Annotated in this window: 12 protein-coding genes; 3 read left to right on the plus strand and 9 right to left on the minus strand. The window is 65.0% G+C overall.

Features of this window, described 5'->3' with window-relative positions:
* Positions 1-75 precede the first annotated feature (75 nt).
* The 4 genes from ACODTW_RS00580 to ACODTW_RS00595 form a co-directional block, all read right to left on the minus strand.
* Positions 76-2,727 (minus strand): TonB-dependent receptor, encoded by a 2,652-nt coding sequence (locus ACODTW_RS00580; RefSeq protein WP_488943918.1) that lies wholly within the window; start codon positions 2,725-2,727, stop codon positions 76-78.
* A 139-nt stretch (positions 2,728-2,866) separates the two neighbouring features.
* Positions 2,867-4,492 carry a bifunctional 3-(3-hydroxy-phenyl)propionate/3-hydroxycinnamic acid hydroxylase gene (locus ACODTW_RS00585; RefSeq protein ID WP_488943919.1) on the minus strand — a complete coding sequence of 542 codons (1,626 nt, stop codon included), beginning with the start codon at positions 4,490-4,492 and terminating at the stop codon, positions 2,867-2,869.
* Between the two features lie 26 nt (positions 4,493-4,518).
* Entirely contained in the window at positions 4,519-5,475 is a 957-nt protein-coding gene (locus ACODTW_RS00590; protein ID WP_488943920.1) for a fumarylacetoacetate hydrolase family protein, read from the minus strand.
* 41 nt (positions 5,476-5,516) lie between these two features.
* The gene (locus ACODTW_RS00595) at positions 5,517-6,659 is read right to left on the minus strand and encodes a VOC family protein (RefSeq protein WP_488943921.1); all 1,143 of its coding nucleotides are present in this window, start codon (positions 6,657-6,659) and stop codon (positions 5,517-5,519) included.
* Positions 6,660-6,828: 169 nt separating this feature from the next.
* On the opposite strand from ACODTW_RS00595, the gene ACODTW_RS00600 reads away from it, so the two are divergent.
* Positions 6,829-7,494, plus strand: a complete 666-nt coding sequence (locus tag ACODTW_RS00600; protein WP_488943922.1) for a TetR/AcrR family transcriptional regulator — start codon at positions 6,829-6,831, stop codon at positions 7,492-7,494.
* 35 nt (positions 7,495-7,529) lie between these two features.
* Here the strand turns inward: ACODTW_RS00600 and ACODTW_RS00605 are convergent, their stop codons facing one another.
* From ACODTW_RS00605 to ACODTW_RS00625, 5 genes are all read right to left on the minus strand, one after another.
* Positions 7,530-8,183: a TetR/AcrR family transcriptional regulator gene (locus ACODTW_RS00605; protein WP_488943923.1), complete on the minus strand. Its 654-nt coding sequence runs from the start codon at positions 8,181-8,183 to the stop codon at positions 7,530-7,532.
* 190 nt (positions 8,184-8,373) lie between these two features.
* Positions 8,374-9,132 (minus strand): arsenical resistance protein ArsH, encoded by a 759-nt coding sequence (gene arsH / locus ACODTW_RS00610; RefSeq protein ID WP_488943924.1) that lies wholly within the window; start codon positions 9,130-9,132, stop codon positions 8,374-8,376.
* A gap of 5 nt (positions 9,133-9,137) precedes the next feature.
* Positions 9,138-10,205, minus strand: a complete 1,068-nt coding sequence (gene arsB / locus ACODTW_RS00615) for an ACR3 family arsenite efflux transporter (RefSeq protein WP_488943925.1) — start codon at positions 10,203-10,205, stop codon at positions 9,138-9,140.
* A gap of 52 nt (positions 10,206-10,257) precedes the next feature.
* Entirely contained in the window at positions 10,258-10,764 is a 507-nt protein-coding gene (locus tag ACODTW_RS00620) for an arsenate reductase ArsC (RefSeq protein ID WP_488943926.1), read from the minus strand.
* The gene (locus tag ACODTW_RS00625; protein ID WP_488943927.1) at positions 10,757-11,146 is read right to left on the minus strand and encodes an ArsR/SmtB family transcription factor; all 390 of its coding nucleotides are present in this window, start codon (positions 11,144-11,146) and stop codon (positions 10,757-10,759) included. The genes ACODTW_RS00620 and ACODTW_RS00625 overlap by 8 nt, the downstream gene beginning before the upstream one ends.
* A 197-nt stretch (positions 11,147-11,343) precedes the next feature.
* Here ACODTW_RS00625 and ACODTW_RS00630 point away from each other — a divergent pair, with 197 nt between their 5' ends.
* Positions 11,344-13,539, plus strand: coding sequence for a TonB-dependent receptor (locus ACODTW_RS00630; RefSeq protein ID WP_488943928.1), 2,196 nt, complete (start codon positions 11,344-11,346; stop codon positions 13,537-13,539).
* A 149-nt stretch (positions 13,540-13,688) separates the two neighbouring features.
* Positions 13,689-14,873: an acetyl-CoA C-acyltransferase gene (locus ACODTW_RS00635; RefSeq protein ID WP_488943929.1), complete on the plus strand. Its 1,185-nt coding sequence runs from the start codon at positions 13,689-13,691 to the stop codon at positions 14,871-14,873.
* Positions 14,874-14,905 lie beyond the last annotated feature (32 nt).

The raw sequence follows: 14,905 nt of genomic DNA on the forward strand, positions 1-14,905 counted from the left end.
GCACCAGATGGCCTTTTTTGTTTTGCCTTGTCGCGTGATCGCGCCCGGACCGAGGCCGGTACGGACGATCGCAGGCTAGAAATTGACCTTGGCCTGCACGGTCACGCTGCGCCCCTGCGCGAAATAGGCGAAGGCGCTGCGGGCGCCGAACACGCCGTAGCTGAGCGGCGTGGTGTCGGCGAAGGTCATCGGGCGCTGGTTCGTCACGTTCCGGACCAGCACCGCACCTTCCCAGCTATCATCCGCGTCCGCCAGACCCAGGCGCAGATCCAGCCGGGCATAGGCGGGCTGGATCAGGCTGGGGTCGAGCGCCGGAGAGGTATGGTAGCGGCCGGTAAAGAACAGGTCGGCCGATCCGCTCAACACCAGGGAAGAGCCGATGTCGCGCAGATAGGACAGGCCGACGGAGCCGGAATAATCGGGGACGAACTGGTTGGTCTTGCCCGCATAGCTGCAAAAGCCGCGATCGGCGGCCGGCCCCGTGGGGGCCTGTCCGGGATAGCATTGGCCGTTGGGAAAGCTGTCGAAACGGAAATCGGTCCAGGCGAAGGAACCATGGGCGGACAATCCGCCGCCCAGGGCGACGCGCCCGTCCATCTCTACGCCCTTGACCGTTGCCGCCGCCGCATTGCCGACATTGAAGCCCAGCAGCCCGTCGAAGATCGAGACCTGCAGATCCTCGTAATCCGTATGGAAGGCGCCCAGATTGACCTCGGCCCGTCCGTTCCACAGGCGGGATTTCAGCCCCGCCTCCCAGGTGCGCGCCTTCTCCTCCTCGAAACGGAACGACTGGGCCATGCTTGCGGCCGCGCCGCGATTGTTGGCGCGATAATCGAAGCCACCCGACTTGGCCCCCATCACCCAGGAAACATAGACCATGTCATCGGGGGTCAGATTATATTGCAGGCTGACCGACGGCGTGAGGCGGGTTTTGGACAGGCTGCCGGTGACGGGCAGTGCGCCCAGGCGGGCCAGGGCCTGAGTTGCGGCATCAGCCACGCCCGGCACGCCGGACCGCGACACAGCCAGAAGGTTTTCCGTCGTGATGCCCAGCAGTCCGGCATAGGCCAGCGGGGCCAGCAATGCCTGCTGACCGGTCAGCGGCGCGCCATGGTCGTCCGTGATCCGGCTGGACCGCTCCCCATCCTTCGTTTCACGGTTCAACCGGGCACCGAAGGTTGCGCGCAGGCTGTCGGTGGCGTGCCAGGTGGCCTGACTGAACAGCGACCATTGATCGGCTGTTACGCGGGCCTGACTGGTCGATTGTGTTCCGGCCAGGGCCAGGCCGGCCCCGCCCCCAGCGGTCCCGGCCGCCCGGCCCGCCGCCACGGCCCCGGCGGCATCCCCGGGGTGGGCTGCCAGCCACCCCGCCGCCGCCGCCTCGAACGCCGCACCATAACCCTGGTTGTAGACAAGCGGGACCAGGGGCGAACTGCCGGTGATGCGGACGCTGCTGCGATAATCGTCGCTGGAATGCTGGAAATAGCCGCCGGCAATGTAATCCAGATCGCCACCGCCGTTGGAGACCAGCCGGACTTCCTGACTGAACTGCCGGTAGGTCTCCGCCTGTGGCGCGTCCAGCAGGGGCGCGCCGGTGAAATCGCAGTCGCATTCCTCGTCATAGCTGAAGCGGGTCACCCCGCTGATCGCCGTCAGGGTGGCAAAGCCCGCATCCCAGTCGGCACGCAGCAGATAGGTCTGGGCATCGTTGCTGCTGCTGTCGCCATTGGCGGAACGGGTATCATTGCGAACATTGTCCAGTGTCGCACTGCCAGCGGCGGGCAGGGACAGCAGCTGCATGCCGGTGGCGGCATTGACGGCTGCGATGCGGGCGTTGACGGGAACAGCACCCCCACCTGACAGGATCTGTGCATAGGTCAGACCATTGACGAAGGTCGACAGCGGATTGGCTGACGGCAACAGGGCGGGTGTCTCGCCAATGATCTCCGTCTCCCGGCCCGTGGCGTCGAACCGACCGGTTTCGGCCTTGAGCGTCAGTGTCAGCCGCTCCCCGATATCGGCGGCCAGGGTGCCGCGGACCTGCCAATCCTCCCGCTGCACTTCGGGCCGGTCCAGCGTCGCGTTGCGCATATAGCCGTCGGTGCGGTTGTATCGACCGGCCACGCGCAGGCGCACCTTGTCGGTAATGGGGCCGGTGACCGCGGAAGTGGCTTCGAACCCGTCTGTATCCGGTTCATAGGCCAGGCGCGCATAGCCGCCCATGGTCGATTGCGGCTGTGCCGTGGTGATGTTCAGCGCGCCGGCGATGGCGCTCTTGCCGAACAGAATGGATTGCGGCCCCCGCAGGACCTCCACCCTTTCCACATCCAGAAATGGCGCGCGCGCCTGCTGGGCGCGGCCATAGGACAGTCCATCAATATAGGTGCCCACCGACTGTTCGAAACCCTGGTTGATACCGGAATAGATGCCGCGGATGCCGATGGAGGTGCCGATGGGGCTTTCCGCCATGGTGAAATTGGCGACCTTGAATTGCAGGTCGCCCATATTCTTCACACCCGCCTCGGCCATGGTTTCCATGGTCACGGCCCCTACCGATGCCGGTATGTCCAGCAGCTTTTCGGACCGTTTGCGCGCCGTGACGATCACTTCCTCCAGCATCGGCTGGTCGGCTTCCGCGGCGATGGCCGACAACGCCGGGATCATCATCATGGTGCCGGCCACCAGGCAGGTGGTCGAGCGCAGGCAGAGTCCTCCCTTGGACGTCATTTTATCCCCCTGTTTGTATGGTGATTTTTGAACGCGGAGCCCCGTTCGGGCCGGCGGCGGGCCGGTCCGTTGGTGTCCTTTTTGACAATCAAGAAGGTCCTGTCGGCCCGGACTGCGACGGCGGCCGTACCGTTACCGATCAGGCCGCCGCCTGTGCCGATCCCGCCGCCATCGGTGTCGTGGATGGTGCCCCGCACAGGCCCAGCACCTCTTCCACCATGTCGCCCGCCCTTTCCAGCGGGCCTGCGGCGGCGATGGTGCGATCGGGACGCACGATCGCCACCCAGCCAGCGGCAGGGCCGGGAACCAGCGTGCCGGAGACATCTTCCCAGGCGCCGGGCATGGCCATGCCGCCGCCACGCGCCATGAACCGGGCCGTCTTGCCACCAAAGGCGGCCCAGCGGCGTGTCTGATCCGGTGTCAGGGCCGAGGCCGGGTCCACACCAAGGCCCAGCAGCAGCATATCCTGGCCCAGCGCCTCATCCCCGGCGACAACCTGGCCGCCGCCGACCGGGCGCACCCAGCCTTGCGGCAGCAGCCAGCCGCATGTCAGCGGGGAAGGGGCGCGCCCGTTCAGGAACAGACCCTGTTTGAAATGATGGGGCGGTTTGATTTCCAGCTTGTCGATATAGCGCCGCAGCCCTGGAATCTGCCGGAACAGCAGCACGGCCCCGTGCAGCAGCAGGGCTACCGCATGGCTTTGCGGCATGATCAGCCGGCCCATCAGTCGGGCCAGATTGATGATGCTTCGGGCATGCGGCCGCCGTTCCTGATCATAGCTGTCCAGAATGGCTGGTGCTGCCCGACCCTTCAGCACCCAGGCCAGCTTCCAGGCCAGATTGGCGACGTCGCGCAGTCCGGCCACCAGCCCCTGCCCGGCAAAGGGCGGGGTGATGTGGGCGGCGTCGCCAACCAGGAAGACCGGCCCGGCGCTGAACCGCTGCGCGATGCGGGCGTGGAAGCGATAGACGGCGGTGCGCTCGATCTCCACCCCGGTATCGCCGACCCAGGGTCGCAGCAGCCGGCGGACCATGGCAGGATCTTCCATCTCCGCCCGCGTTTCCCCCGGCCTCAGCATGAATTCCCAACGCTGGCGGTCCCCGGGTGCGACCATGCGCGGGCCGGGCCGCCGCGGATTGCACAGGAATTCCACATCATCGATGGGTGTCGGCACCCCTTTGGCGTCGACCACCAGCCAATCCTGGACGAAGGTTTCACCGTCGAACGGGATCGCCAGCTGGTGCCGTACGGTTGATCCGGCACCATCGGCCCCGACCAGGAAACGGGTCCTGACTGTGAACGGCTCGCCGCCATCCGCCTGTCGCAGCCGCACCAGCACCCCGCCGCCCTCACGGCAGAAGTCCAGCAGCTCCATCCCGGTGGCGGTGGTGACGAAGGGATGGTCATCCAGCCGGCTGCGCAACACCTGTTCTAGTTCCGGCTGGAAGAAGGTGACGAGATTGGGGTGGCCGTCGGTGGCGCCGCTGGTCTGGGCGCAGGCGAACATTCCGTACAAGGGGGAGTGCATGCGCACCCGTGGAATGGCGATCGTGGCGAAGGCACCGTCCTCCAGCCCCGCCATCTGGAGAATGCGCAGCGCCTCATTGTCCAACGCGATGGCGCGCGGTGCCGCGAAGATCTCCGTGGCCTTGTCGATCACCAGGGTTCGTACCCCCTGACGGCCCAGAAGATTGGCCAATGTCGCCCCGACCGGCCCGAAGCCGCAGATCAGGACATCCACGGCGGAAGGAAGATTATTTGCCATGTCCCGACAACTCCTTCGCGTTTGGGTCAGGATGCTTGAACGCGGGTGACCTGTTCACCCAGGTCGATGCCGCCATCATCGGTACGGATGCTGAGCCGCATCGCGTCGCCCGGCCGCAGGTAGCGGGGATTGGACATGCCCTTGCCGATGAACAGTCGCCATTTCGTCGCCTCGGACACGAAATGCCGCATGATGAACATGGTCAGGCGTCCAGGTGCCCGGGCGGCGCATCCGGCCGGCGTGCCGGTGGCGATCAGGTCGCCAGCCTGCAGGTCCTGAAGGCCGGACAGCTCTGCCAGGGTCCGGTGGGGGCGGTGCAGCATCTCGCCCGCCAGGGCGTCCTGCCGGATCTCCCCGTTCACGCTGAGGCGCAGACGCAGCTCCGGCCAGCGACGCCATTCCTGCGGGTCCAGAAGCAGCAGGACAGGACCGGTGGGACCGAAACTGCGATAGCTCTTGCCCTTGTAGAACTGGCCCTGCGGCAACTGCACGTCGCGTGCGGAAATGTCGTTATGGATGGTGATGCCGGCCAGGATGTCGGACAGCCGGTCGGGACCGGGGTCGACCGGTCCGTCAACATCCCGGCCAACCACCAGCCCCAACTCCACCTCGTAATCCAGCAGGCGGACATGGGCCGGACGGATAACCGGGTCGTTTGCCCCGCACAGGCTGGAACTGGCCTTGCGGAAGAACAGGTTGAAAGGGATCTTGGCCGGGTCCAGTCCGGACTCGCGGACATGGCTTTCATAATTGATGCCCTGGCAGATGACCTGCTGGTTGGCCGTTATCGGCGACAGCAGGCGAACCGCCGACAGTGCGATGGACGCCGCGTCGGGACGCAGCGACCGCAGGGCGGGCTGGCCATGGCGCAGCAGGTCCCCCGTGCTGGTGAATTCGGCGCTCAGTTCCGCGATGCGGGTGCCGAACAGGGCACCCCAGAATACGCGGCCGGCGCGTTCGTATCGAACGACGGCAAGGCTCATGTTGAAGGTTCCTCGGGGAATGCGGCGCAGCGGCGCCGGTGTTACAGCCAGGGACGCGCGGGCTGGGAGAGGGCCTTGCCCATCTGCTTCAGGCGTGCCGGCGACACCCGGCCGCTGAGTACGGCTGTCAGCAGACGCCAGACCATGGGCAGCGAGGGCTTTCCGCGCATGCCGGCCGGCGCATCCTGGCCCCAGGCCCAGATGCTGCCGGCCGTGAACGGGGAATAGCGGGGCTCGTAATCGGCGGTAAAGACATCGCCATCGGTATAATGTTCGAACTGGAAACCATCCGGATCCCGCCAGTAATTGAACAACTGGCTGCCCAGCACATGCCGGCCGATCCCCCACATGTGCCGGTGCCGCCCCGCCAGCAATTGCTGCTGGCGCTGGCCGATCGCGTCCAGGTCGATCATCTCGTAGGCGCTGTGCTCGAATTCGTTCTGGATACCGCCCACCAGAACCAGGGTATGGTGATCGGCAGGCGCGTCTCCCAGATCCAGCCGGAAGAAGGTCAGGGCCGTGCTGCCATCAGGCAGGTACTGGACATCGCTGGGGATCAGGCCCAGATGGCGCATGTACCAGGCGGCCATGGTGGGGAAGTCCGTGACCTGCAACACCATATGGCCCAGCCGGATCACCGGTGCCGCCGGCATGGCCGGCCGGATGCCGGCATTCACCCGCGGGCGATGGTCGGGCATGTTCATCGGCTGCGGCACGGGCGGCCGGCTCGGCAGTTCGGGAATGTCGGCCCAATCGCGGATCAGCCAGACCCCGAACCCGGCGGGATCGACCAGGGCCACCCCCTCGCCACCGCCCGGAATCTCGGCCGACCCCAGCCGGCGGCCGCCGGCTTGCGCCGTCAGTCGCCCAAAATCGGTGTCGGCCCCGACGGTATAGGCGGCCCCCACAAATCGCGGGCGGTCTCCCCGGTCTGCGACATAAAGACAGGGCGCTGTTCCCGCCCCCCGCATCACGATCCGATCGACCCTGTCGGTGACCGGGCTCATCCCGAAATCGGTCAGGAACCTCGCGGTCCGTTCCAGGTTCGGCACCTGGAAACGCAGGAATGCCAGACCCGTGGCCCGGGCCACGGTGGCGGGACGCTGAAGCCTTTGGACACCCGCGGGCAGGCGGCTTTCCGGCCAGGTCTCAAAAATGCACGACGCCATGTCCCGGTCGGCCATGCTGTCCCTCCCCAGGGTGACTTTGTTGCGGACAAACGGTGTGTCCAGCTATGTTTCTTTGTCAAGATGACATAACTGTCAAAATGACACAATCGGCATTTTGATAATTCCAGCGGACCGACCTTTCTGTGGTATGGTGCGGGCGCAAGGACTGACCGGATGTGGGGATATGGTTGAGACGGATCATCGGCCACGGGTGGGGGCACAGCGGCGCGGACGCACACGGGCCCGTCTGGTACAGGGGGCGCTGCAGGTCTTCGCGGAGCGGGGGATCGACGCCAGCGTCATCGATGACCTGATCCGCACAGCCGGTGTGTCACGGGGCACGTTCTATAACTATTTCCGAACCAACGATGATCTGCTGTCCGCCGTTTCCAGTTCCTTGTCGGACGAGCTGATGCGGCTTGTCGACCCGGTGGTCCGGGAGGAAACGGACCCGGCGGCCCGGATCGGCACCGGCATCCGACTGTTCTTTGAGGTGTTTCGCGCCAATCCGCAGCTCTCCGCCTTCGTTGCGCGGGGGGGCATGCGCGTTCTCTCCGGGAATAATCTGGTCAGCGAATACTTGCCCCGCGATCTGCGCGATGGGATCAGGGAGGGCAGATTCACCATCGATTCCGTGTCGCTGGGCTTTGACCTGGTGGCGGGGCCCGTGCTGGCAACGGCCTATCGCCTTCACAGCGAAACGGTGGAGCCGGCCTATCCGGTCGATCTGGTCCGGGCTATCCTTATTTCACTGGGGGTGCCACAGCCGGATGCGGACGGGATTGCGCGCAGACCGGTGCCTGTCCTGCAGCTGCCGGATGATTCGATCCTGCTCCATATCCGTCCTTGATGCGCATCGCCGTGGCCGGCCAGGCCTTGCAATGATCAGCCCACGGGCAGCGGACGCCCGACAATGTCGGCCGCGTCTGCGGGCGACAGGCCCAGAAGGCGCAGCATGATCAGGGCGACCTGTTCAGGCGCGGCGTCCCCCAGTTGGCCGGCGCGTAACGCTGCCAGCAGCCCGATCGCGGCACCGCCGGTTGCCAGGATGGCGGCGTCGCCATCAATGGCGGGAAAGCGACCATCTTCCGCCCCGCGCTTCAGATCGCGGGAAAACCGGCGGCCCAGACCGCGTTCAAGCAAATCGACAGACATCGGCTGGTGCAGCAGGAAATCCGCCCAGGATGGTTCCATGGACAACTGCCGGAATGTCAGCCGGAGTGCGGCCGCCACCATTTCCGCGGGATCGCTCAAAGCAGCGATGCGCCGATCGACGGCGTCGCCGAAATGGTCCAGCAACCCTTCCATCACCGCGGCGTGGATTTCGTCCTTGGAGCGGAAGTGGTTGTAGAAGGAACCGAATCCAACATCGGCAGCGTCGGTGATCTCCTGTACCGTCGTCGCTTCCGGCCCCTTTCGGGCCATGACCTCCAGCGCCGCCTTCAGCAGACGGTCGCGTGTGTCATTGCGCCGGCGTTCCCGCCGTGACACCGGCTTGCTGTCCCCACCTGCCGCTGCCTCCAGCGTCCTGTCCGCCATTCCCGTCATCTCCAGCGGGCAGCCCGCCTGTTGGCTGCCTGATCAATCGAAAGAATACCCATCAAGGTCGATGGGATCATCAGTTCCGATGAACGCCATTATTGCATGACTGCCGATCATGTCCCCGGCGGTGGTGCAGGTGCGGCGTCGCCGGATCGCTTGACGGTATCCTGCCGCAGCGGGTCGTTGGTCAGGTGCGGCTTTGCCCACCTGTGACGGCCAATGTGGCCAGATCGGTGGTGGGGTCGATGGGCTTTCCAGCCTCCCGCCTTTCGGAATAACGATCCACCAGACGGTCGGCATGGGGGCGCAGCAACACCGTGAAGCGCACCAGTTCCTCCATGACATCGACAATGCGGTCATAATAGGCCGACGGCTTCATGCGGCCGGCTTCGTCGAATTCCTGGAAGGCCTTGGCGATGCTGGACTGGTTGGGGATGGTGAACATCCGCATCCAGCGGCCCAGGATGCGCAGCGTGTTGACTGCATTGAAGCTCTGCGATCCGCCCGATACCTGCATCACGGCCAGGGTGCGGCCCTGGGTCGGGCGGATACCGCCCATGGCCAGGGGCAGGTGGTCGATCTGCGCCTTCATGATGCCGGTGATCTGGCCGTGGCGTTCGGGGCTGCACCAGACCTGGCCTTCCGACCAGATGGAATGGTCACGCAATTCCCGCACCGCTGGATGGTCATCGCCCTTCACCTGATCGGGCAGCGGCAGGTCTGACGGGTCGAAGATGCGCGTTTCGGCCCCGAAATATTCCAGCAGACGAGCCGCCTCCTCCACCGCCAGCCGGGAAAAGGACCGTTCACGCAGCGATCCGTACAGCAGCAGGATGCGCGGCTTGCGCTCCAGCGGGCCAAGCCCCATGGCGGGGCGCTGATGGGCATAGGCGGGATCGAATGCGGGCAGGTGGGTCGGGTCGGCCAGGGGACGCAGGCGGTTCATATGCATCACCCCCGGGCCGGTGCCGTTGCCGGGAACCAGCGGCGGCCCAGCCACAGGGCAAGCTGCACCATCAGGATCAGCACCGGAACCTCCACCAGGGGCCCGATGACGGCGGCGAAAGCCACGGGTGAGGCCAGGCCGAAGGCCGCGATGGCCACCGCAATGGCCAGTTCGAAATTATTGCCCGCTGCCGTGAAGGCGACCGAGGTGGCGCGGGGATAGTCAGCGTCGATCAGCCGGCCCATGAAGAAGCTGACCAGGAACATGATGAAGAAATAGATCGTCAGCGGCACGGCGATGGAAAGCGCGTCCAGCGGCAGGCGCACGACATCGCCGCCCTTCAGGCTGAACATGGCGACAATGGTGAACAGCAGGGCCGCCAGCGTGATGGGGGAGATGCGGGGCAGGAACCGGTTTTCGTACCAGCTTTCCCCCTTGGCCCGGATCAGCACCTTGCGGGTCAGGAACCCGGCCAGGAAGGGGATGCCCAGATAGATCAGCACCGCCTCCGCAATGGTCCAGAAGGAGACGTCAATGACGCTGCCCTCCAGCCCCAGCAAAGGCGGCAGGAAGCCGAGGAAGAACCAGGCATAGAGGCTGAAAAACAGGATCTGGAAGATGGAGTTGAAGGCCACCAGGCCGGCCACATACTGGTTCGACCCGCAGGCCAGCTGGTTCCAGACCAGCACCATGGCGATGCAGCGCGCCAGGCCGATCAGAATCAGGCCGGTCATATAATCCGGCTGGTCGGACAGGAAGATGACGGCCAGCACGAACATCAGCACCGGCCCGACGACCCAGTTCTGGATCAGCGACAGGGCCAGGATACGCTTGTCGGCGAAAACCTGATGCAATTCCTCGTACCGGACCTTGGCCAGCGGCGGATACATCATCAGGATCAGGCCGATGGCGATGGGCACGTTGGTGGTGCCCACCGACAGCCGGTCGAGTGCGGCGGGCAGTCCTTCAAACAGGCTGCCCAGCATCACGCCCAACGCCATGGCGGCGAAAATCCACAGGGTCAGAAAGCGGTCCAGGAAGGACAGGCGACGGGCGGGGGCGGCTTGGTTCACGGGCGCGGACCTTGGCGAAAGGCAGGGATGGACGGCAAGGGGGCGAGGCCGGTCATGACCCGCCCCCCTGCTGCGCCATTTCCGCCAGCTTGCGTTTCAACGCCATCTTGTCGAGCGAGGCCAGGGGCAGGCTCATGAACAGCTGCAGCCTGCGCTGGATCTGGCGATAGACGTCCGCGGTGAAGGCCGCCTTCTCGGCGTCGGTGCCAGTGGCCGATGACGGGTCGGGAAAGCCCCAATGCGCGGTCATCGGGTGCCCCGGCCAGACCGGGCACACCTCCCCGGCGGCGTTGTCGCAGACCGTGAAGATGAAATCCATCTGCGGCGCGTCCGGTAGTGCGAATTCATCCCAGGTCTTGGAGCGCACGCCCGTGAGATCGTGTCCCAGACGTTCCAGCAGATCCTTCACGAAGGGATTGATGCGGCCGGATGGCTGGCTGCCGGCACTGTAGGCATGGAAACGCCCGCTGCCTTCCTTGTTCAGGATGCATTCGGCCATGACGCTGCGTGCGCTGTTATGGGTACACAGGAACAGCACATTGTAGGGCGTGTCACTCATCACTTCCTCCAGCGGGTTCGGGCCCGTGTGGTTCGGGGCCGCAGGCGGCGGTGCACGCAACGGCGGCATCCATGATGCCGCTGCCGCAAAGTTCCGGCCGGCCGGCACAGCAATCTTCGACCAGGAAGCTGAGCAGCCGGCGCGTGCCCTCGAAATCGGTGGCGTAATGGATGTGCCGCTGCACCCGCCAGGATCGCAGCAGGCCCGCCCGTTCCAGGGTGGCCAGATGGTGCGACAAGGTGGACGCGGGCACGCCCATTTGCTGCCCCACTTCACCTGCCGTCAGCCCGTTCGGGCCCACACGGACAAGCAAGCGGAAGATGCCCAGGCGCGTTTCCTGGGACAGGGCAGCAAAGGCGTCGGTGGCAGCTTTCGTTTCCATTTTTCTATGATCGTCGAATAATGAAACTGAGTCAAGCCGCTTCCAGGTTTCGGTGCCGGGGAGATGCCGGACGCTCCTGTCCCGTCGACGAAACTGGCCGGCAGGATGATGCAGTCACCGCGTCAGCACGGATTCAGCTTCCCAGCTGCTGAAAAATGAGTATGATCTCAACTTCATTAAAAAGCGGGGAGGCTGAAATGGGATTTCGCGGATGGCTATTGGGGGTGGCGCCGGTCCTGGTTCTGGGGGGCGTGCCGGCCTGGGCACAGGCGGATGGGAAGCCGCCGGCCGAGGAGGCCGTCGTCTTGGAAGAGATCGTGGTGACGGCTCGCAAAAAGACGGAGCGGCTTCAGGACACGCCGATTTCCATCACTGCCCTTGACGAGGAGGCGCTGGCCCGGCGCGGGCTTGCCTCCCTGGTCGATGTGGCGAAGGTGACACCGGGGCTGAATTACGGGAATTTCGGCGACCTCAAGCTCTCGCCGACATCCCTGCGTGGCGTGGTCGGCTCTGCCGGGTCGGCCGGTGCCGATCCGGCCGTCGGCTATTATGTCGATGAAGTCTATGTGGGCCAGGGTCCCGGCGCCAATCTGGACCTTTACGACATCGCCCGGGTGGAGGTGATGCGGGGACCGCAGGGCACGCTTTATGGCCGGAACACCATCGGCGGCGTGATTGCCATCACCACGGCGCGGCCGGGCGACGATGTGGAAGGATCCGTCACCGCCGATCTGGGCAATTACCAGCGCCGCCGACTGGGGGCGTCGCTGTCCGGTCCGCTGGTCGAGGGCATACTGAGTGCCAAGGTGGCGGCCATTGTTGATCATCGCGATGGCTATGAACACAATCTGTTCCTGGACCGGGACGTCAACAACCGCCGGACCTGGTCGGGGCGGGCACAGCTGCTGTTCACGCCGGGCCCCGACACGGAACTGCTGGTCACTGCCGATCACGCTGAAGCCAACCAGGAAACGCTGGTCTTCGAGACGCTGAAATACAACCCCTCTGCCCTTGCCACGAAAATGCTGCTGGCAAAGGGCTATGCATTGAATACCGATCCGTTCGACCGCAAGGTCAATGCCAATCGCCCCAGCCGGGAAATGCTGAATTCCGACGGTTATGCGGCCAATTTCAAGACGGTGCTGGGGGATATCGAGATTGTCGACATCCTTTCCTACCGCCAGCACGATTATGGCAGCGATACCGACACCTGCCGATGCCAGCTCTCCTTCAGCTATGATGGCGATCCGGAGCAGGTGAAGCGGGTTTCCAACGAATTCCGCGTCGCGGGCACCGCCGGGGCGCTGTCCTGGCTGGCTGGCGTCTATTATTTCCATCAGAAGGCGGACAACCAGAGCTTCATTGAACTGGGTTCTGCGACGGCCGACCTGTTCGGTGTGCCGGCGATGAACGGCCTTGTCATTGGGTCGACGGGCCGGATGACGACCATCAGCAAGGCGGCCTTCGCCAGCGCCACCTGGTCGGCGGACAGCCGCATCGATGTGACTCTGGGCGGCCGTTACACCCACGATGAAAAGCGCATCGATTACAGCCAGGTCGATCCGTATCAGATCCTGGGTGGCTCCACGACCGTCAAGGCGGAGGACAGCTGGGGCCGTTTCACCCCCAACGCCAACATTCGCTTCCGGGTCAGCCCCGAAGTGATGACCTATATCAGCGCGGCCAAAGGCTTCAAGAGCGGTGGCTTCAACGACGCGCTGGGTGATGCCAACGGCATTGCCTTCGGGCCGGAGACGCTGTGGAACTATGAGGCGGGGGTGAAGACCGAACTGTTCAACCGCCGCCTCGCGCTGAACATTGCGCTTTATACGATGGAATGGGACAGCATCCAGATCACGGCGCAGAATCCGGCGACCACGTTCTACAACCCCATCATCCTCAATGCGGGCAAGGCGCACAGCCGGGGCATCGAGCTGGAGGCGACCGCGCGGGTCACGTCGCGTCTGCGGCTGACGGGCAACCTGTCGGTCCAGGATGCGGCCTATGATGAAGGCAAGCAGCCCAATGGCAAGCCGCTGGACCATATTCCCTACGCGCCCGACTATACGGGCCTGATCGAGGGCGAATATACATTGCCGACGCAGTTCGGACCGCTGTCCTTCCAGGCGGAGTACCAGCTGCGGGGCCGCACCTACCTGACCACCAATAACGATCCCGATGGCCGGGTCGGCGCCTATGGCCTGGTCAATCTGCGGCTGACGCTGGCGTCGGAAGACGACATCTGGCGCCTTGCGCTGTACGGGAAGAATGTCTTCGACAAGACCTATATGACGCGTCTGTTCGATCTCTACGACAACACGCTCAACGGTCAGAAGCTGATCACCTTGGGTGAACCCGCAACCTATGGCGTGGAAATGAAGGTCGCGTTCTGAACGGATGGACGGCCGCGGCTTCAGGTCCATGAAATAAAACTGAGATCACTATTGTTTCAATGCCTGCCGTCACCGACGGCAGGCAGAGGAGAGAATATGGGAAGCGAGATCGATTTTGCTGCCGGCGCGACCCGCACGGGAGGGGTGGCATGAGCAGGCGTGATGCCGTCATCGTCTCCACGGCCCGCACGCCGATCGGGCGGGCCTTCAAGGGGAGCTTCAACGCGACCCCGGCACCGACACTGGCCGCCCACGCCATCCGGGCCGCCGTGGCACGGGCGGGCATCGACCCCGCCGATATCGGCGATGTTGTGGTCGGGGCGGCCCTGCAACAGGGGTCGCAGGTTGCCATTGGCCGGAATGCCGCCCTGCGTGCCGGCCTGCCGGTGACGGTTGCCGGCCAGTCGATTGACCGCCAATGTGCATCCGGCCTGATGGCGGTAGCGACGGCGGCCAAGCAGGTGATCGTCGACGGCATGGATATCTGCGTGGCGGCGGGGGTGGAATCCATTTCCCTGGTCCAGGGGCCATCCATGCGCGGCGATCCGGACGCAGAGCTGCTGGCCATGGTTCCGACCGCCTATATGCCCATGCTGGAAACAGCGGAGATCGTGGCCAGGCGCTACGGCATCAGCCGGGAGCGGATGGACGAATATGCTCTGCTGTCACAGCAGCGCACAGCCCGGGCCCAGGCCGCCGGTGCGTTCGACGCGGAGATCGTGCCCGTCACGGCCCGTATGGCGGTGATCGACAAGGCGACGGGGCACACGATCTTTCGCGATGTCACGGTGACGCGGGACGAGGGCAACCGTCCCGACACGACGCTGGAGGGGCTGGCAGCGCTGCGGCCGGCCGTCGGCCCCGACGGCTGCGTCACGGCCGGTAATGCCAGTCAGCTTTCCGACGGGTCGTCAGCCTGTGTGCTGATGGATCAGGATACGGCCGTGCGACGGGGGCTGCGGCCCTTGGGACGCTATCTGGGCATGGCGGTGGCGGGGACGGAACCGGACGAGATGGGCATCGGCCCTGTCTTCGCCGTACCGAAGCTGCTGGCACGGTACGGGCTGAAGATCGACGATATCGGCCTCTGGGAGCTGAACGAGGCCTTTGCGGTGCAGGTGCTTTACTGTGCCGCCCGCCTGGGCATTCCGCCTGACATTCTGAATGTGAATGGTGGCGGCATCTCCGTCGGTCACCCCTATGGCATGTCCGGCACCCGCATGGTGGGCCATGCCCTGATCGAGGGGCGGCGCCGGGGTGTGCGGCACGTCGTCGTGACCATGTGTGTCGGCGGCGGCATGGGTGCCGCCGGCCTGTTCGAGGTGCTGTACTGACCCCGCGCCCTGTCGCCACCGGGCGAAAGCAT

It is taken from the genome of Niveispirillum sp. FG148 (assembly GCF_057809655.1).